The organism is Comamonas aquatilis, assembly GCF_965139575.1.
Lineage (GTDB): Bacteria > Pseudomonadota > Gammaproteobacteria > Burkholderiales > Burkholderiaceae_C > Comamonas > Comamonas aquatilis.
Window position 1 is genome coordinate 46,397 of sequence record NZ_CBCSIW010000024.1, and the last position, 18,752, is coordinate 65,148.

Below are 18,752 nucleotides of genomic sequence, written 5' to 3' on the forward strand. Positions count from 1 at the left end.
GACTGCGCCAAGCAATACCTCGGACCAAGACTCGGACCACAGCGCGGAAAACCCCTGGCTGCAATTCATGGCCAATGCCCAGGCGCGCTATGCGCAGCCCGTGGCGCTGGAATGTCAAGGCCGTCTGACCCGCCTCACCGGTCTGGTGCTCGAAGCCAGCGGCCTGCGCGTGCCCGTGGGCGCGCAATGTCATATCCGCCAGCCCGGGCAGGAGCCGGTGTTGGCCGAAGTGGTGGGCTTTTCCGGCGAGCGTGCCTACCTCATGCCGGCCGGCGATATTCAAGGCCTGTCCAGTGGAGCCATGGTCACGCCGGTCGTGCCTTCGGTGCCGCTGCCGCCATTTGGCGCAGGGCCGGAAGTAAGGGTCTCCCGCTCCGTCGGCGTTCTGCGCCTGCCCATGGGCGATGGCCTGCTGGGCCGCGTGGTGGATTCGCAAGGCACGCCTCTGGATCATGGCGGTGCCTTGAGCGATGTGCTGGCGCAGGAGCTGGACCGCAGCCCCATCAATGCCATGGAGCGCGACCCCGTCCGCGAACCGCTGGATACCGGCGTCAAGGCCTTGAACGCCTTGCTCACGGTGGGCAGGGGTCAGCGTCTGGGCCTGTTTGCCGGCTCGGGGGTGGGGAAATCCGTGCTGCTGGGAATGATGGCCCGCTACACCCAGGCCGATGTGATCGTGGTGGGCCTGATAGGCGAGCGTGGCCGCGAGGTCAAGGAATTTGTGGAAGACATTCTGGGCGCCCAGGATCGCAGCCGCGCCGTGGTGGTGGCCGCGCCGGCCGACGCGCCGCCGCTGCTGCGCATGCAGGGCGCCAGCTACGCCACAGCCATTGCCGAGCATTTTCGGGACAAGGGCAAGCATGTGCTGCTGCTCATGGATTCGCTGACCCGTTACGCCATGGCCCAGCGCGAGATCGCCCTGGCCATTGGCGAGCCGCCGGCCACCAAGGGCTATCCGCCATCGTGCTTTGCCAAGCTGCCTGCCCTGGTAGAGCGCAGCGGCAACGGCTTGAACGGCGTGGGGTCGATCACGGCTTTCTACACCGTGCTGTCCGAAGGCGATGACCAGCAGGACCCGATTGCCGACGCCGCCCGTGCCATCTTGGACGGCCACGTGGTGCTGTCGCGGGCGCTGGCCGAAACCGGACATTACCCCGCCATCGATATCGAGCAGTCGGCCTCGCGTGTCATGCACAACGTGGTCACACGTGAGCATTTCGAGCTGGCGCGCCGCTTTCGTGCCGTGTATTCGCGCTACCAAAAAGGCCGCGATCTGGTTCAGGTTGGTGCCTATCTGGCCGGTTCCGACCCGCAGATGGACGAGTCCATTCGCCTGCAGCCTGCGATGACGGCTTTTCTGCAGCAAAGCATGTTTGAAAGCTCCGACATGGAGCACAGCGTGGCAGGCATGGCCCAGGCCGTGCAGGCCGCGTAAATCGAATAACAACCAGGGAGTTGCAACATGTCATCCGTGAACGCTTTGATGGTGGCCATTGATGCCGCCGTGCGCAAACGCGACGCCGCCCGCACGGGTTTGCAGGAGCGCCAGAGTGCCCAGCAGGCGGCACAGGTCCAGATGGACCAGTTGCAGGCCTATATGCAGGAAATGCAGACCCGCTGGGGCGCGCAGGACGGCCTGGCCGTGCAGCCCGAAGTCATGCATCACCACTACCAGTTCATGGATCGGCTGCAACATGCCATCAGCCTGCAGACCTCGGTGCTGGTCGATGTGCGGATTCGACTCGAAGCCGCGCAGCAGGCCTTGCTGGCTGCCGAGCTGCGGGTGAGCAGCCTCAACAAGGTGGTGGATGTGCGCAAGCGCGACATGGCCCTGGTCCAGATGCGTCGCGAGCAAAAAGAGACCGATGAACGCGCCGCCCTGCAGTTCTTCCGGCGCAGCCTGGGCTTGCAGATGCAGGAGGCGGCACCATGAGCGATACCCGTATTGAACCCCGGCTGGCCCAGCAGACCATGGCGACTTCCCGCAGCGCGGGCGCGAGCACAGAGCAAGGTGTGGCAGGAGGCTTTTCCTCGGTGCTGGCGGCTCAGGGCGCCGGGGCTGCCGGCTTTTCTCTGGCACCGGCCGAGCCAGGCGGTGCCAGCCTTGGCTTGGCTGCCAACCTTGCGCCACTCAGGTCCGTCGCGGCCGACGAGGATTTGCCGTCTGTGCCGTCTGCCGAGGCGTTGATGCTGGCCGGCCAGGTGCATGCACCCTGGATGAGCCTGGTGGGGCAGACCGCCGCGCAGGATAGTCAGGCCGATACCGACTTGCGCCAAGGTGTGGCCACGGACTTTCTTTCGGGCCGGGGTCATGCGGGCCTGCTGGCCCAGCGACAAAGCCTGGAGCCGAAGGCGAGCGGAGCCAATGCCGCGGCTCATGCGGCATTTATGGCGGTGGATTCAAAGCAGAACGTGCCTCAAACCCAATATCCGAATGCGCAAGCTGCTATTAATGTTGATGTTTCTGCTGCCAATCTGGCGGATACAGCGGCTGACGCGTCCGGGAGCAAAAATCAGGCTGTGCTGACCGCAGATACTTTGCAAAGTGCTGCGCAACAGACGACCGAGGTCCGTCATACCGCGCAGTCCATGGCGCAGCACGGTGGCAGCCTAGGCTTGCAAGGTATGACGGCGGTGCAGCCGCAGGAGCTGGCAGGACTCAAGGAAAGCTTGCTGGCGGCCATGCAGCGCGGCAAGGGGGCTGAAGATCTGGCAGGCAGCGGTGATCGGCCAGCAGCGCAAGGCGGCCACGATGCGCTGGCCGCCGCCATGGCTGCTGGGACGTTACAGGCCGGCATGCAGGCGGGAGCCCAAGCCGGCGGACAGGATGCTTCGGCTTTTGCCCAGACGGAAGACGGCCAGGCCGCACCGGCGGAGCGCGAGCAGGAAATATCCGAACAGGTGGCTTTCTGGGCACATCAGAAAAATCACCATGCTGCCCTGTCCATAGAGCACGAAGGCAAGCCGATTCAGGTGCAGGTGCAACTGAACGGACAGGAGGCCCATGTGCGCTTTGCTGCGAACGATGAACAGGCGCGCCAACTGCTGGCCGACGGCCAGTCCCAGTTGCGTGAGCTGCTGCAGGCCCAGGGCCTGCAACTGGTCGGGGTCAGCGTGGGCAGCGGCAAGGCCGATTCCCAGGGCAATAGTCAGCGTGACGAGGGGCGCAGCACCGCCAAGCAGGCGCGTGTGCAGCTGACGACCGATGTGGGGGGCGCCCCCGTGGCTGCCAGACCCAAAAGCGCGGGTGTGGATGTATTCGTCTAACGCGGTTTGAATGCTGCAGGCTCATCCGAGCCAGGGAGAAGGCGGGGTTTAGCGCTTTTATTCGGGCAATGCCTCTGGCGGTACGTGTCCAATAATTCAGGCGTGGACCTCCCGTGCATGGTGCAGCGAATGCCGGTCGTGGTCTTTCTTTAGTAAGGAATATCCGCCGTGTCAGCCAATCCCAATGCCGCTCCCGCAGCCCCTGCTCCGGCCAAGAGCAAAAAGTTGATCCTGATCATCGGCATCGTCGCGTTGCTGCTCATCGTGGCCGCTGCCGCTTACATCTGGATGGTGCAGCGCCAGCACAGCAGCGCGGATGGCGAGGATGAGGTCAAAGTCGAAGCCACGGTGCCAACGTTCTTGCCGCTCGACAATATGGTGGCCAATCTGGCCGACCCCGGCGGCGATCGCTTTGTGCAGCTGGGCATCACGTTGGAGCTGGCGGACGAAAAGACGGCCGGCACCGTCAAACAATATTTGCCCAGTATCCGCAACGGCATTCTGATGCTGGTGTCCCAGCGCAGCTCCGATGAGCTGCTCACGCGCGAAGGCAAGGAAAAGCTGGCTGCCGATGTGCTGGCCGAAGTGGCTGCGCCGCTGGGCTATAACGCTCGCCCCAAAAAGCGTTCGCAGGACGATGATGACGAGGAGCGTCCCAGCAAGGCCGGCAAGAATCCCGTGCGCCGCGTGCTGTTCTCCAGCTTCATTATTCAATGATCCTGGAGCCCAAGCATGAGTGACTCATTTCTCTCCCAGGAAGAAGTGGATGCCCTTTTAGAGGGCGTCACAGGCGAAAGTCAGAAGTCCGAGGTGGCCGAGGTCGATATCGGCCTGATCCGCAACTACGACATTTCTAGCCAGGAACGCATTGTCCGCGGTCGCATGCCGACCATGGAAATCGTCAATGAACGCTTTGCGCGTAACTTCCGCATTGGCCTGTTCAACTTTATTCGCCGCAGCCCCGAGGTTTCGGTCGGTACGGTCTCGGTGCAGCGTTACAGCGCTTTCCTGCGCGAGCTGGCCGTGCCCACCAATTTCAATATCGCGGCCATTCGCCCTCTGCGCGGCAGCGGCCTGGTGGTTTGCGAGCCCTCGCTGGTCTTTGGCGTCATCGACACCTTGTACGGCGGTACGGGTCGCCTGCAAACCCGTATCGAGGGGCGTGATTTCTCGCACACCGAGCAGCGCGTCATCAACCGCCTGGTCAACGTGATCTGCGAGGAATACAAAAAAGCCTGGCACGGCATCTATCCGCTGGAGCTGGCCTATCAGCGCTCGGAAATGCAGCCCCAGTTCGCCAATATCGCCACGCCCAGCGAAATCGTGGTCTCCACGGCTTTTCAGCTGGAGATCGGTGATATCTCAGGCTCGATCCACATCTGCATGCCCTACGCCACGCTGGAGCCCATCCGCGACGTGCTGTATTCGTCCACCCAGGGCGATGCCATCGAGGTGGACAGGCGCTGGGTCAAGGTGCTGACGCGGGAAATCCAGTCGGCCGATGTGACCCTGGTGGCCGAGCTGGCCCGGGCCGATGCCACGGTGGAGCAGCTGCTGGCCATGCGCCCCGGCGACTTCATCGAGCTGGATCGCGAGCCGCTGATCCGGGCCTCGATTGGCGGGGTTCCGATTTTCGAGTGCCAGTACGGCACGCACAACGACAAATATGCAATCCGCGTGGAGCATTGCCTGCGCGGCGGTGATTCCGGCTGGACGGGAGAGAAAAATGGCAATTGACGACAGCAACAAGAGCGCGGGCGACGATCCCTTCTCGGGCTGGGCCGAAGCGCTGGAAGAGCAGCGCGCCCACGACGGCGCAGACGTTTCCGAACAGGGGGGACCGCTCTCCGGCGAAGCACAGCGCCCCTATGGTGGCGCCGATGTGCCGGTGCACGATATCAACATGGTGCTGGACATTCCGGTGCAGCTCTCGGTTGAGCTGGGCCGTACCAAGGTGCCTATCAAATACATTTTGCAGCTGGCCCAGGGCTCGGTGGTGGAGCTGGATGCGCTGGCCGGCGAGCCCATGGACGTGCTGGTCAACGGCTATCTGATTGCCCAGGGCGAGGTGGTGGTTGTCAACGACAAGTTCGGTATCCGCTTGACGGATGTGGTGACGCCGTCCGAACGTTTGCGCCGGGTCAGCCGTGGTTGACAGCACGGCGGCGGCTGCGCCCTCCATGTGGCCCACGCTGGTGCTGGTGGCGCTGTTTGTCGCCGCCATGGCAGCTTTGCCCTGGCTGGTGCGCCGGCTGCAGCAAAAGAATTTGCTGCCCCGCGGCATGGGTATGGCGCGTGGCGCGGCCCCGCTGCCGTTGCAGACTCTGGGATCGCTGTCCATAGGCCAGCAGCAGCGCGTGGTGACGGTGCAAGTAGGCGAGGGCGATGAAGCCGTGCGCCTGGTGTTGGGCGTGACGACGCAGCAGATTCAATGCCTGCATGTGCTTGCAGAGCGCAAGGAATATACGCCGGCAGCTATCAAAAGCGAGGCATCGCAGTTTGCCGATGTCATGGCCCAGGCTCAGCGCCAGGCATCGCAGGATCAGGGACATGTCTAAGTTCGTATCTCGCCGTACGGTTGCAGCCCTTGTCTGCCTGCCATTGTGGGGCGCGCCTTTGCTGGCTACCGCCCAGGGGGCTCCCGCCAGCTTGCCGTTGCTGGTAGGGCAGGGGGCTGGTGGTGCCAGCTATTCCGTGCCCATTCAGACCTTGCTGTTTTTTACGGCACTGTCGTTTCTGCCGGCCATTTTGCTGTTGATGACGGGCTTTACCCGCATCGTCATCGTGCTCAGTCTGCTGCGTCAGGCGCTGGGCACACAGTCTGCTCCGCCCAATCAGGTGGTGATCGGCCTGTCGTTGTTTCTCACGCTGTTTGTGATGGGGCCCACGCTGGACAAGGTCTATCAGGATGCTTATGTGCCTTACACCAGCAACAGCATCAGCTTTGAGCAGGCGGTGGACAGGGCCGAGGCGCCCATGCGCTCCTTCATGCTCAAGCAGACGCGTCAGTCGGATTTCGCGCTGTTCAAGCGTCTGGCCAAGCTCGATGAAGCCGTGACGGCGGAGACCGCACCGCTGCGCGTGCTGGTGCCGGCCTTTGTGACCAGCGAGCTCAAAACGGCTTTCCAGATCGGCTTCATGATCTTCATCCCGTTTCTGGTGATCGACATGGTGGTGTCCTCCATCCTCATGTCGCTGGGCATGATGATGCTCTCGCCGGTGCTGGTGGCGCTGCCGTTCAAGCTCATGCTGTTTGTGCTGGCCGACGGCTGGAATCTCATCATCGGCTCGCTGGCCGCAAGTTTTGCGACATGAAGCTCCACCTGAATCGCTTCGCGCCTTCCCCCTCAAGGGCGACGGCAGCCTTTGCTGCGGGGCGGCCCTTGCTGGCTGCCTCTTTGATGTGCAGTGTCTATTTCAAGCAGATCTGACGCTGCAAGCGATGTAGAGAGAAAGAGGAACCCATGACCTCTCAATTTGTTCTGACCTTTGGCCGCGAGGCGCTGACCCTGCTGCTCATGATCTCCATGCCTGTGCTGGGCGTGGTCATGGCCGTGGGCCTGGTGGTCAGCGTGTTTCAGGCCGTGACCCAGGTGCATGAAGCCACGCTGGCTTTTGTGCCCAAGCTGCTGGCTGCCGTGCTGGTGTTTGCCGTGGCCGGGCCGTGGATGCTCTCCACGCTGGTGGATTTCATTCGCCGCACCATCGAGAGCATTCCCGGCTCGATTGGGTGAATCGCGGGTGATATCGATCAGTGAAGCCCAGTTGGTGGCCTGGCTCTCGCCGGTGCTGTGGCCGTTTGTGCGCGTGCTGGCACTGTTTTCGGTGGCGCCCGTGTTTTCGCAGCGTGCCATCCCCTTGCGGCTCAAGGTGGGGCTGGCGCTGCTGGTCGCCATCTGCGCCCAGCCCGTGTTGGGCGTGCAGCCGGTGATTTCCATCAATTCGGCCCAGGCATTGGGCACGGTGGTGCAGCAGGTGGTGATCGGGCTGTCCGTGGGTTTTGCCGTGCGCCTGGTGATGGCCGCCGTGGAAGTGGCCGGTGAGGTGATTGGCCTGCAGATGGGCTTGAACTTTGCCTCCTTCTTCGATCCCACCAGCAATGCCCAGCTCAGCGCTGTGGCGCGCTTCATGGTGCAGATCGCCACGCTGCTGTTCATTGTGATCAACGGCCACCTGCTGGTGCTGATGGCGGTGCTCAAGAGTTTTGAAGCTTTTCCGGTGGATGGCAACTTTCTGCAGGCCATTGCCCAGATGCGCCTGCATGAGATGGGTAGCGCCGTGTTTGCCAGCGCTTTCTGGATTGCCCTGCCCATGATTGCCATGCTGCTTTTCGTCAATCTGGTGCTGGGCATCATCTCGCGCGTAGCGCCGCAGATGAATATCTATGCCGTGGGCTTTCCCGTCACGCTGACCGTGGGCTTGCTGGGGCTGGTCGCCACTCTGCCTTTGCTGGAGCAGCCCATGGTGGCCTTGCTGCAAAAAGGCATTGCCATCTTTGGTGTGGGCAGCTGATATAAAAAAGATAGCTGCAAGCGCAAGGCTACAGACTTGTTTAGATCTGAATAGGCCTGAAATCCAATTCAGTCATGCACAAGCAGCTGCGCTTTTATATCAATTGGTTGTGAATGGCATAGGCCGTCAGCTCGGCATTGCTGCTCATGGAGAGTTTTTCCAGCACGCGGGCCCGGTAGACGCTGACGGTCTTGGGGCTGAGCATCAGCTCTTGGGCAATGTCGGTCAGGCGCTGACCGTTTGCAATCTTGAGCAGGGTCTGCATTTCGCGCTCGGACAGGCTTTCATGCGGTACAGGAGTGGCGGGCTGGGCCAGGCTTTCGGCCAGCATCTGCGCCACTTCGGCGGTCAGGTATTTGCGGCCGCTGAATACGGTGCGTACGGCTTCGATCAGCAGCACCGGGTCGCCCGCCTTGTTGGCATAGCCTTGAGCGCCGGCCTTGATGCTGCGCAGCGCGTACTGATCCTCGGGATACATGGAGACCATGATGACGCGAATGTGCGGATTGGTCTCGCGCACGCTGGTCAGCACTTCCAGGCCGCTGCGGCCGGGCATGTTGATGTCGAGCAGCAGCACGTCACAGGTCGCAGTCCGTAGTTGTTCGCGCAGCTCGGCGTAGCTGGCCGCTTCGCCGGTGACGGTGATGTCCGTGGCTTCGGCCAGCGTATCGCGAATGCCCCGGCGCAGTACCGCATGGTCATCGCATAACACCACGTGGATCAAGTTGGGTCTCCTGAAAAGTCAAAAACTGAGGCTTGCAAGGCAGCAGCGGATCGGTGCCCAATGGTAGGTCATGCCTGCACAGACGTGGCGCTGGCATCCAATGGGATGGAAATAATGATGGAGGTACCGCAGCCCGCCTGGCTGCTGATGTCGAGCCAGCCATGGACGGTACGTGCGCGCTCACTCAAGCCGCGTAGGCCAAAGGATTGGGGTTTTTCGCGAGCACCTGCCGAAAGTCCGACGCCATTGTCCGTGACTTCCAGGGTCAGAAAACCTTCCTGATCGGACAGTTCTATATCCACACGGCTGGCTTGGGCGTATTTGCTGATATTGGTCAAAGCTTCTTGTGCCGTGCGGTAGGCCACCAGCTGCAAGGCGGGAGCGATATCCATATGCTCGCGGCTGAGGCGCAGCCGCACAGGCACGCCGCTGCGGCGCTCAAAATCGCTGGCCAGCCATTGCACCGCGGCCACCAAGCCCTGATCCAACACCGGAGGGCGCAGGTTTTGCATGATGCGCTGGCTGGCCCCCAGAGCATGCTCGAGCATCTCCAGTGCCGAACGTGCATGGGATTGCATGGGGCCTTGCGGTGTATTGCGCAGCAGCCAGGCCAGATCGAACTTGACGGCGGTGAGTGAGCCGCCGATGTCATCATGAATCTCGCGCGAGATGCTGGCGCGTTCCTGCTCTATCGAGGTGTGCAGGTGCTCGGTCAGCTCGGCCAGGCGCTTTTCCGACGCGGCCAGCTCCTGCATGGCGCGGTGGCGAGCGCGCCTGGCCTCGTGCACTTCCAAGGCACGTTTGATGACATGGGGCAGACTGCTGATCTGGTCCTTGAGCAGATAGTCGCTGATGCCCAGGCGCATGATGTCCACGGCTGCCGACTCGCCAATCGCTCCGGAAAGCAGTACAAAAGGCGGTGGCGCGGGCAGGGCGCGAACCAGATCCCAGACATCGATGGCCGTAAAGCCCGGCAGATGGTAGTCAGCCAGAACCAGATCGAAATTTTGCGTGCTCAGTGCCTGGCCTGCATCCTGCAGGGTATCGACTGGCGTCACGGTGCAAGCCGGTAGACCGCGTTGCAGATGCAGCCGCGCCAAGGCCTGATCGGCGACAGAGTCTTCAATATGCAGGATGTTCAAGGGCTGTTCCTGCAATTGCGCATAGCCAAGGGCGCTATCATTGGATACATTTTGGAACATAGAGGTCAAAATTCGTCAAGCCGGGTTGCGTGAGCTCTCTGCTAACGATCACGAATGTGTTCATGCGTGAAGCATGGCACAGCTATAGGGCTGTTCGCTGTTGGAGCAAGGATGCAGACATTCCAAAACCCTTCGGGTGAGCCTGCGGGACCCACGCCTGTCATGGTGGCCGCGGAGCTGCAAGACGCTTTGTCGGTCGCTTTGCGCGACCTGCAGCGTCTGGAGGGCTTGCTTGACCATGCCTCGCACAATCTGCTGGAGCGGTTTGAAGAGGCGAACGCACAATTGTCGCATCCCGATTTGGCTGGGTCGTCGCAGGCGGATGCCGCTCGCGAAGCTCTGCGCCAGGCGGTTATCGAGCTGCAATTTCATGACATGTCCTCGCAATTGATAGCGCATATTGCCAGTACGCTTCAGGCCTGTGCATTCCGTTTTGCTGCAAGCACCACGGGGGATGGTCAGAATGTGGTTGTGGATGCCAGCTTGCAACCTATGCCGGGCAAGCCCAATCCCGTGACTCAAAGTGAGATGGACGCAGGCTCTGTGGAGCTGTTTTGACTGTATTTATGAACCACATCTTTTCCTATTGCCCGTCTGTTGGAGCTGTACATGCGATCGATTCTGGCCGTTGATGATTCCCCTTCGATGCGAAAGATGGTCGCTTTCACATTGACCAGCGCTGGTTTCAAGGTGGTCGAGGCCGTGGATGGCGTGGACGCATTGGCAAAAGCGCAGTTGGAGAATATCGACCTGGTGCTGGCAGATCAGAACATGCCGCGCCTGGACGGTATCGGCCTGACGCGCAAGCTGCGCGAAGACCCCAAGTTTCAGGACACACCGATTTTGATCTTGACCACGGAATCCAGTGATCTGATGAAGCAGGCGGGGCGCGCTGCCGGTGCCACGGGCTGGCTGGTCAAACCGTTTGACCCCAGTCGTTTGATCGAAGTCATTCAGAAAGTGCTCCGTTAAGCCGATAGTTACGGAGACACCCGAAAAAATAGCAGGAAACACATGGCTGATCTACACCAAGATGGCGCAGGCTCTGGCGCGGACTTTGACCTGAGCCAGTTCTATCAAATTTTCTTTGAAGAGGCTAGCGAGAATCTCGATCAGATGGAGAAAATGCTTGTCGGCCTGGATCTGACAGCGGCCAATGACGAAGAACTCAATGGGATCTTCCGCTGCGCGCACTCCATCAAGGGCGGTGCGGCTACCTTCGGTTTCTCGGATGTGACCGCGCTGACTCATCGTATGGAGTCCTTGCTGGATCGTCTGCGTCGCCACGAGATCACACCCATCCCCGAGATGGTGGATGTGCTGCTGGAGTCCGCAGACGCCAGTCGCAGCCTGCTGGCTCGCCACCAGGCTGGTGACGAAGGCGAGGCCGTATCGACGGCTGAGTTGGTGATGCGCATTGAAGCCCTGGCCCAGGGTCTGACGGTGATGCCTACCGTGGACCGGGGCAGCCCCGCTTCGCCACCCGCCCCGGTTGCGGTAGTTGCTGAACCTGTGTTTGCGACTGCGCCGGTGCTTGTGCCAGAACCGGAGGTACCAGCCCTGGCGAATGCAGGTACGGCAATCGGTACCGAGCAGCCGGAAAGTGCGCGGGTGCTGCATATACGGATCGGGCCTTTGGCGCGCCTGGAGATGGCGGATGCCATCAAGGAGCTGTTTCGCGATATTCCGGGGCTGGGCACCATCGAAGACCTTCCATCACCCCAGAGCGATAGCCGCCTGTTTCTGGTCAGGACCTTGTCGGCGGATGACGAGTTGTGCGATCTGTTTGCCTTTCACGTAGCCAAGGAGCAGGTGCATATTTCGGCGGTGGCCGAGGAGCCGGCCGAATCCTTGGAGCCGCCAGCAACGCAAGAGGTGGTGCAGCCCATTGCTGGGGATGGCGAATTCCAGGCGCTTATTCATTTGTCTGCCGAGGATGCCTATGGCTTTTTCGCGGGTGCACCGGGTGTCCCTGTAGGCAATCTGCCGGAGGCGACTGCTTCTGTGGAGACAATGCAGACCGTCTCACCCAAGGCCGTGGTCAAAACGGCGCAGACCATGGAGTCCACCAGCATCCGTGTGGACATCAAAAAAGTCGATCAGCTGATCAACCTGGTGGGAGAGTTGGTCATTACCCAGGCCATGCTGGCTCAGAATAGCCAGGGGCTGGATACATCCACTTATCAACAGCTACTGGCAGGGCTGGCCGATCTGGATCGCAACACGCGCGACTTGCAGGAGTCGGTGATGTCGATCCGCATGATTCCCATGTCCACCGTGTTCAGCCGCTTTCCGCGCATGTTGCGCGATCTGGCGGGCAAGCTGGGCAAGAAAATTGACCTCATCACCTTGGGTGAGGCCACAGAGCTGGACAAGGGTTTGGTGGAAAAGATCACCGACCCTCTCACCCATCTGGTGCGCAACAGCGTGGATCACGGTATTGAAATGCCCGAGGACAGGCTGGCTGCAGGAAAGTCCGAAAGCGGCACCTTGACGTTGGCGGCTTCCCATCAGGGTGGATCCATCGTGATTGAGGTGCGCGATGACGGGCGCGGCATGAACCGAGAGAAAATTCTGAGCAAGGCGCGTGAACGCGGCATGGATGTTTCGGACAACATGCCCGACAGCGAAGTCTGGCAGCTGATTTTTGCTCCCGGCTTTTCGACGGCCGACGTGGTAACCGATGTCTCCGGCCGCGGTGTGGGCATGGATGTGGTCAAGCGCAACATCACATCGCTGGGTGGATCGGTGGAGATCGAATCCGTGGCCGGGCGGGGTATGAAGGTATCGGTGCGCCTGCCGTTGACACTGGCCATCATGGATGGCATGTCGGTAGGCGTGGGCGAAGAGGTCTACATCCTGCCGTTGTCCTCGGTGGTGGAGTCCTTCCTGGTCAAGAGCCAGGATGTGAATACCGTGGCCAACGGTACGCAGCTGGTGAAGGTCCGTGACGAGTACATGCCGGTGATCGCGTTGGAGCGCATGTTCCAGGTTCCGCGCGAGGATGCCAGCCAGACCAGCACCATCATGGTGGTGGTCGAATCCGACGGCAGCCGTGTGGCCTTGCTGGTCGACGAGCTGCTGGGGCAACATCAGGTGGTGGTCAAGAATCTGGAGACCAATTACCGCAAGGTGCCCAATGTCTCGGGCGCCACCATTTTGGGCGATGGCTCGGTGGCGCTGATTCTGGACACGGGCTCGATGGTGCGCCGTGCCAGACATTGAATTGATGAATCAAGGACTGACGGTGCTCAAGACCGCTGTCGGCCAATCCCATAGAGCACAGCCGCAAGGTGTGCAGACGCCAAGGAGTTGACCATGAGTGTTACCAACAAGACTGCAGACGGCATGTCCGGTGGTGCGCGCGAGTATCTGACCTTCCGCCTGGGTCAGGAGGAGTACGGCATCGACATCCTCAAGGTGCAGGAAATTCGCGGCTACGAGCAGCCCACCCGCATTGCCAATGCCCCCGAGTTCATCAAAGGCGTGGTCAATCTGCGCGGCACCATCGTGCCTATCGTGGACATGCGCCTGAAGTTCCATTGCTCCGAAGTGGTGTACAACAACTTCACCGTGGTCATCATCCTGAACCTGCGCAATCGCGTGGTGGGCATTGTGGTGGATTCGGTCAGCGATGTGATGGAGCTGTCTGCCGAAGCCATTCGACCTGCACCCGACATCGAAAGTGCGATTGACAGCGGCTGTATTCTGGGTCTCGGCTCCGTGGGAGAGCGCATGCTTATCCTGCTGGACATAGAGAAGCTCATGGGCAATGTGGACATGGGCCTGGTGGCGGCTGCAGCCTGAACCCGGCACGCACTGACAAAGGAATCCCTTGCTGACCATTGATCGCTCCTTACCTGCGTCGGCAGCCTCACCGCTGTTTGATGACGAAGACGCTTCGCTGGGCACCAGCTTTGGCCCGGCGGCGCAGGGGCGCGAGTTCGTCTGGTCCAACCGCGATTTTGCGAGGGTGCAGGCGCTGATCTACAAGCGTGCAGGCATCAGCCTGCATGACGGCAAGCACGCCATGGTCTACAGCCGGCTCTCGCGGCGCTTGCGCGAGACGGGGTATGAGAGCTTTTCCGCCTACCTGGACTGGCTGGAGTCCATGAACGATGGACCGGAATGGCAGGAATTCGTCAACGCGCTGACCACCAACCTGACGTCGTTTTTCCGCGAACAGCACCATTTCGAGATACTGGCCCAGCACCTGCACAGCAAACCGGCAGGTACGGCGTGGAATGTGTGGTGTAGCGCGGCCTCTACCGGTGAGGAACCCTACTCGATCTTGATGACGGCGGCCGAAAGTCTGGGTGGGCGTGGCAGCTTTCATCTGCTGGCCAGTGACATTGATTCACGTGTGCTGGATACCGCCTCGCGCGGGGTGTACAAGGAAGAGGGCCTGAAGGGCGTGGGTACGGAGCAGCTGCACCGCTTCTTTCTGCGCGGCAAGTCCGGCAATGCGGGTATGGTGCGTATCAAGCCTGAGTTGCGCCGTATGGTGGATTTTCTCAACGTCAACCTGATAGCTGGGGAGTGGCCTTTCAAGGAGCCCTTCGATGTGGTCTTTTGCCGCAATGTCATGATTTACTTTGATGCGCCGACCCAGCGTCGGGTGCTGGAGCGCATTCATCGGGTGATGAAGCCCGGCGGCTTGCTGTTTGTGGGGCATGCTGAAAATTTCAGCGATTCGCGGGACTTGTTTGCTCTCAAGGGCAAGACGGTTTATGAGCGGCAATAGCTTGCCTCCCGATCCTTCGGCCCAGTGGCGGGTAGCGGTCCCTGTGCAAGGGGCTGGCGCTGCAGAACGGGGCGGGGGTAATGTGCGCACGCTGAAGCAGTCGTCGGTGGATAGTGGCGTGGCTGACGGCTCATCTCCGGTCTCCTCGCTGGAGCAGCTTAAACGCCGGCCGCGTCGCCCGGGCGAAGCTTCGTTTTTCTACTTCGATCCGCATTTCCAGTACAACACGGCCAAAGTCCTGCCAGGCGAGTATTTTGTCTCGCGTGAGGATATGGCCATCGTCACTGTGCTCGGCTCTTGCATTGCAGCCTGCCTGTGGGACAGAGTCATGCGCATTGGAGGCATGAACCATTTCATGCTGCCAGAAGGCGATTCGGCCGATGTATCGGGGCGTTATGGTTCCTATGCCATGGAGTTGCTGATCAATGAAATGCTCAAGCTGGGCGCGCGACGTGAATCCCTGCAGGCCAAGATTTTTGGTGGAGGCCAGGTCATGCACAACTTCGCCAGCATGAATGTGGGGGAGCGCAATACGGCTTTTGTGACCGAGTATTTGCAGATGGAACGTATCCCCATCGTCTCCCGGGACGTGCTGGACATCTATCCGCGCAAAGTGGTGTTCTTTCCGACCACAGGCAAGGCCATGGTCAAACGACTGGCCCATGCACATCCGGAAGAGCTGGTCCTGCAGGAGCGAACACGGGGTAGCGCCGCTGTGATGGCCCGCAATACGGCGGGTGGATCGGTCGATCTGTTTTGAAAAGGTTCAAGAGGGAATGAGCAGAAAAATCCGGGTGATTGTGGTGGACGACTCTGCGCTGGTGCGCAGTTTGCTGGCCGAGATCATCAACCGTCAAACCGATATGGAGTGCATTGGCTCGGCCAATGATCCGCTGATTGCGCGCGAGATGATTCGCGACCTCAACCCTGACGTGATTACGCTGGATGTAGAAATGCCCCATATGGATGGCATTGACTTCCTGGGCCGTCTCATGCGCTTGCGTCCCATGCCGGTGCTGATGATCTCCACGCTGACCGAGCGCGGAGCCGAAGTCACTCTGCGGGCACTGGAGCTGGGGGCCATCGATTTTGTCGCCAAGCCCCGTGTGGGAGTGGCCAACGGCCTGCAGGAGCTGGCCAGCCAGATTGTGGAAAAAATCCGTGTGGCTGCCGTGGCCCATGTGCGCCGTTTGCCGGCTGCCCGCGCAGCGGTCGGGCCGGCCATGGCTGGAGCGAGCGCCGTAGTGGAAAAATCGGCACTGGCTTCCAGCCTGCTGGGACGTGTCTCTACCGAGAAGATCATTGCCGTGGGTGCGTCGACTGGAGGTACGGAAGCCATCAAGGAAGTGCTGACCCATCTGCCCGCCGACTGCCCGGGCATTGTGATTACTCAGCACATGCCGCCGGGTTTTACCACCAGCTTTGCGGCGCGGCTGAACAGCTTGTGTCTGATCACGGTCAAGGAAGCGGTGCAGGGCGAGCGCATCTTGCCCGGTCATGCCTATATTGCGCCCGGCGGCAAGCACTTTTCGATAGCGCGCAGCGGCGCTAACTATGTGGCCGTGGTCGATGACGCGCCGCCAGTGAATCGCCACAAGCCCTCGGTGGAGGTGCTGTTCAAATCGGTGGCCTCCTGCGCCGGGCGCAATGCCTTTGGCATCATGCTCACCGGTATGGGGGCTGATGGCGCTGCCGCCATGCGCGAGATGAAGGATGCGGGCAGTTATAACCTGGTGCAGGATGAAGCCAGTTGCATTGTCTTTGGCATGCCGCGCGAAGCCATTGCCCATGGCGCTGCCGATGAGGTGCTGCCGTTGCAGCAAATTGCCCCGACCCTGCTGACCAAGCTCAGGAGTGGCGCAGATCAGGTGCATCACCGTATCTGATACTCGTAAAAAATGAGCGCCTGGCGCTTGCTCTATATAGAGAGCCGATCTTTTTCGATTCACACCCTATATATGACAAGCGCCAGGCGCTCATTTGTTTGATAGCTTGCGCTAGAGACTCTGCCTCACTCGGATAGAGCGCTCCAGCGCTCCAGCGCGGCCATCAGCTCTTCGTCAATCTGCGCATCCCGCTGATGCATGGCGACGGCCTTGGCGTTATCGGAGGAAAACAGCGTGCCATCGGCTAGTGTGGCCTGAATCTGCTTTTGCTCGGTCTCCAGCGCTGCAATCTGCGCAGGCAGGGTTTCCAGTTCACGCTGCTCTTTATAGCTGAGCTTTTTCTTGGGGCTGGTCACACTCTCTGTGGGGGGCGCCACGGGCTTGGCTTCTTCCTTGGGGGCGATCTTGGGCTGCGTCGCTGCGGCGATGGCCTTGCTGCGGCGAGATTGCTCCATCCAGTCCGTCACGCCGCCCTCGTATTCACGCCAGTGACCCGGGCCTTCCCAGGCAATGGTGCTGGTGACCACGTTGTCTAGGAAGGTGCGGTCGTGGCTGACCAGGAAGACGGTGCCGTCATAGCTTTGCAGCAGGTCTTCCAGCATGTCCAGTGTCTCGATGTCGAGGTCGTTGGTCGGCTCGTCCAGCACCAGTACATTGGCGGGGCGGGCAAACAGACGGGCCAGCAGCAAGCGGTTGCGCTCACCACCCGACAGAGAGCGCACAGGCGAGTGCGCACGGGCGGGGGAGAACAGGAAGTCAGCCAGATAGCTCTTGACGTGCTTTTTCTGATTGCCGATCTCGATCCACTCGCTGCCGGGGCTGATGAAGTCCTCCAGCGTCGCATCCAGATCGACCTGATGGCGCATCTGGTCAAAGTAGGCCACTTGCATATTGCCACCCTGGCGCACAGTGCCGCTGTCCGGTGCCAACTCGCCCAGAATCATCTTCAACAGCGTTGTCTTGCCGGCGCCGTTGGGGCCGAGCAGACCGACCTTGTCACCACGCAAAATGGTGCCGCTGAATTTTTCAACAATCTTCTTTGCGCCGTAGGTCTTGCTGACGTCGGTCAGTTCGGCCACGATCTTGCCCTGGTAGCTGTCGCCCTTGCCAGATGCAATATCCATGTTCACGCTGCCCTGCACATCACGGCGCGCGGAACGGTTGGCGCGCATTTCTTGTAGGCGGGTAATGCGGCTCTGGCTGCGGGTGCGGCGGGCTTCCACGCCTTTGCGGATCCAGATTTCTTCCTGGGCCAGCAGCTTGTCGGCCTTGGCGTTGATGACCGCCTCTTGAGCGAGTTGCTCTTCCTTCTGCAGCACGTACTGGGCAAAGTTGCCAGGGTAGGAGAGCAGGTTGCCTCGATCCAGTTCCACAATGCGGGTGGCAATGCGGTCCAGAAAGCTGCGGTCGTGGGTGATGGTGATGACGCTTCCCTTGAAAGCAATCAGCAAATCTTCCAGCCACTCAATAGAGTCCAGATCCAGGTGGTTGGTGGGTTCGTCCAGCAGCAGCACATCAGGGCGGGCCACCAGTGCTTGAGCCAGTGCCACGCGCTTGCGGGTGCCGCCAGACAGGCTGCCCACCAAAGCATTGGGGTCCAGATGCAGGCGCTGCAGTGTTTCTTCTACGCGCTGCTCCCAGTTCCAGGCGTCATAAGCCTCGATCTGGGTCTGCAGCACATCCAGATCTTCGCCCTCGCCGCCGGCCAGGTAGCGCTCACGGACTGCAATCACTGCAGCCAGACCGTCGGATGCGGATTCGAAGATCGTGTGCTCCGGATTGAGCTCCGGTTCCTGGGCCACATAGGTAATGCGAACCCCGTTTTGAACCTGGAGTTGACCGTCGTCGGCTTTTGCCAGGCCGCCCAAAATTTTGAGCAGCGAAGACTTGCCAGCGCCGTTGCGGCCGATCAGACCGACGCGCTCGCCGGTTTCCAGGGAGAAAGTAGCGTGGTCCAGCAGGGCCACGTGCCCGAACGCCAATTGGGCGTCCAACAAAGTAATCAGTGCCATCGTGAGTGCATTATCGACGGGCTCTGCAGCTTCTCTATATGACAGTGCACTTGGCCCCATGGAACGGATGGCCCGCAAGGGCCATCCGTTCCATCTCCGGTTGTCCTTGAAAGATCGAAAAGACCTTGGCTTCCGATGAAGCTTTTGTGTCAAAGCTTTCGGGTCTAGGGTTTAACCTATGCTATAGTTCAACCCATCGCAGCAAACAACTGCTTCCCAAGTTTTTCGGAAGTTCTTGCGGATAAGGTTGAGAGTTGTGCTAAAATCAAAGGCTTCGCTGATTGCAGCAAGCAAAGAAATGAAAGCCGGTTTAGATTGGTTTTTGTTCTCGGATCCTTAACAAGATACAGCCGATAAGCGTGGGCGTTTGATGGCAAGCAGCCAAGTTCTTTAGAACTAAATCAA

20 protein-coding genes are annotated in these 18,752 nt (G+C 60.4%); 17 read left to right on the forward strand and 3 right to left on the reverse strand.

Going from position 1 to position 18,752, the window contains the following annotated elements:
- The first annotated feature begins 67 nt into the window (after positions 1-67).
- The 10 genes from fliI (at position 68) to fliR (ending at position 7,779) form a co-directional block, all read left to right on the forward strand.
- Entirely contained in the window at positions 68-1,435 is a 1,368-nt protein-coding gene (gene fliI, locus ACNAZA_RS19825; protein WP_415798246.1) for a flagellar protein export ATPase FliI, read from the forward strand.
- Between the two features lie 27 nt (positions 1,436-1,462).
- Positions 1,463-1,933, forward strand: a complete 471-nt coding sequence (gene fliJ / locus ACNAZA_RS19830) for a flagellar export protein FliJ (RefSeq protein ID WP_415798233.1) — start codon at positions 1,463-1,465, stop codon at positions 1,931-1,933.
- Entirely contained in the window at positions 1,930-3,267 is a 1,338-nt protein-coding gene (locus ACNAZA_RS19835; protein WP_415798234.1) for a flagellar hook-length control protein FliK, read from the forward strand. The genes fliJ and ACNAZA_RS19835 overlap by 4 nt, the downstream gene beginning before the upstream one ends.
- 168 nt (positions 3,268-3,435) lie before the next feature.
- Positions 3,436-3,984 (forward strand): flagellar basal body-associated FliL family protein, encoded by a 549-nt coding sequence (locus tag ACNAZA_RS19840; RefSeq protein ID WP_415798235.1) that lies wholly within the window; start codon positions 3,436-3,438, stop codon positions 3,982-3,984.
- A 15-nt stretch (positions 3,985-3,999) separates the two neighbouring features.
- On the forward strand, positions 4,000-5,004 hold the full coding sequence (gene fliM / locus ACNAZA_RS19845; RefSeq protein ID WP_120966134.1) for a flagellar motor switch protein FliM: 1,005 nt from the start codon (positions 4,000-4,002) through the stop codon (positions 5,002-5,004).
- Positions 4,994-5,422 carry a flagellar motor switch protein FliN gene (fliN, locus tag ACNAZA_RS19850; protein ID WP_120966135.1) on the forward strand — a complete coding sequence of 143 codons (429 nt, stop codon included), beginning with the start codon at positions 4,994-4,996 and terminating at the stop codon, positions 5,420-5,422. Before fliM ends, fliN begins: the two co-directional genes overlap by 11 nt.
- 25 nt (positions 5,423-5,447) lie before the next feature.
- On the forward strand, positions 5,448-5,825 hold the full coding sequence (locus ACNAZA_RS19855) for a flagellar biosynthetic protein FliO (RefSeq protein ID WP_415798247.1): 378 nt from the start codon (positions 5,448-5,450) through the stop codon (positions 5,823-5,825).
- Positions 5,818-6,582: a flagellar type III secretion system pore protein FliP gene (fliP, locus tag ACNAZA_RS19860; protein ID WP_415798236.1), complete on the forward strand. Its 765-nt coding sequence runs from the start codon at positions 5,818-5,820 to the stop codon at positions 6,580-6,582. Before ACNAZA_RS19855 ends, fliP begins: the two co-directional genes overlap by 8 nt.
- Positions 6,583-6,731: 149 nt before the next feature.
- Positions 6,732-7,001 carry a flagellar biosynthesis protein FliQ gene (gene fliQ, locus ACNAZA_RS19865; RefSeq protein WP_120966139.1) on the forward strand — a complete coding sequence of 90 codons (270 nt, stop codon included), beginning with the start codon at positions 6,732-6,734 and terminating at the stop codon, positions 6,999-7,001.
- 7 nt (positions 7,002-7,008) lie between these two features.
- The gene (gene fliR / locus ACNAZA_RS19870; protein ID WP_120970623.1) at positions 7,009-7,779 is read left to right on the forward strand and encodes a flagellar biosynthetic protein FliR; all 771 of its coding nucleotides are present in this window, start codon (positions 7,009-7,011) and stop codon (positions 7,777-7,779) included.
- Between the two features lie 94 nt (positions 7,780-7,873).
- On the opposite strand, the gene ACNAZA_RS19875 is transcribed toward fliR, so the two are convergent.
- Both ACNAZA_RS19875 and ACNAZA_RS19880 read right to left on the reverse strand, forming a co-directional pair.
- Positions 7,874-8,503, reverse strand: a complete 630-nt coding sequence (locus ACNAZA_RS19875; RefSeq protein ID WP_415798237.1) for a response regulator — start codon at positions 8,501-8,503, stop codon at positions 7,874-7,876.
- Positions 8,504-8,571: 68 nt separating this feature from the next.
- Complete coding sequence (locus tag ACNAZA_RS19880; RefSeq protein ID WP_415798238.1) at positions 8,572-9,705, reverse strand: hybrid sensor histidine kinase/response regulator; 1,134 nt, start codon at positions 9,703-9,705, stop codon at positions 8,572-8,574.
- A 111-nt stretch (positions 9,706-9,816) separates the two neighbouring features.
- Here ACNAZA_RS19880 and ACNAZA_RS19885 point away from each other — a divergent pair, with 111 nt between their 5' ends.
- From ACNAZA_RS19885 to ACNAZA_RS19915, 7 genes are all read left to right on the forward strand, one after another.
- Positions 9,817-10,263 carry a hypothetical protein gene (locus ACNAZA_RS19885; protein ID WP_415798248.1) on the forward strand — a complete coding sequence of 149 codons (447 nt, stop codon included), beginning with the start codon at positions 9,817-9,819 and terminating at the stop codon, positions 10,261-10,263.
- 51 nt (positions 10,264-10,314) lie between these two features.
- Entirely contained in the window at positions 10,315-10,677 is a 363-nt protein-coding gene (locus ACNAZA_RS19890) for a response regulator (protein WP_120970625.1), read from the forward strand.
- 42 nt (positions 10,678-10,719) lie between these two features.
- Positions 10,720-12,930, forward strand: a complete 2,211-nt coding sequence (locus ACNAZA_RS19895; RefSeq protein ID WP_415798239.1) for a chemotaxis protein CheW — start codon at positions 10,720-10,722, stop codon at positions 12,928-12,930.
- A gap of 93 nt (positions 12,931-13,023) precedes the next feature.
- A complete protein-coding gene (locus ACNAZA_RS19900) occupies positions 13,024-13,512 on the forward strand; it encodes a chemotaxis protein CheW (protein ID WP_120966144.1) in 489 nt (162 codons plus the stop codon).
- A gap of 28 nt (positions 13,513-13,540) precedes the next feature.
- Positions 13,541-14,449: a CheR family methyltransferase gene (locus ACNAZA_RS19905; RefSeq protein WP_415798240.1), complete on the forward strand. Its 909-nt coding sequence runs from the start codon at positions 13,541-13,543 to the stop codon at positions 14,447-14,449.
- Entirely contained in the window at positions 14,436-15,209 is a 774-nt protein-coding gene (cheD, locus tag ACNAZA_RS19910; RefSeq protein WP_415798241.1) for a chemoreceptor glutamine deamidase CheD, read from the forward strand. Before ACNAZA_RS19905 ends, cheD begins: the two co-directional genes overlap by 14 nt.
- Before the next feature lie 16 nt (positions 15,210-15,225).
- Positions 15,226-16,335 carry a protein-glutamate methylesterase/protein-glutamine glutaminase gene (locus ACNAZA_RS19915; RefSeq protein ID WP_415798242.1) on the forward strand — a complete coding sequence of 370 codons (1,110 nt, stop codon included), beginning with the start codon at positions 15,226-15,228 and terminating at the stop codon, positions 16,333-16,335.
- A 125-nt stretch (positions 16,336-16,460) separates the two neighbouring features.
- On the opposite strand, the gene ACNAZA_RS19920 is transcribed toward ACNAZA_RS19915, so the two are convergent.
- The gene (locus ACNAZA_RS19920; protein ID WP_415798243.1) at positions 16,461-18,347 is read right to left on the reverse strand and encodes an ATP-binding cassette domain-containing protein; all 1,887 of its coding nucleotides are present in this window, start codon (positions 18,345-18,347) and stop codon (positions 16,461-16,463) included.
- Positions 18,348-18,752: the final 405 nt, after the last annotated feature.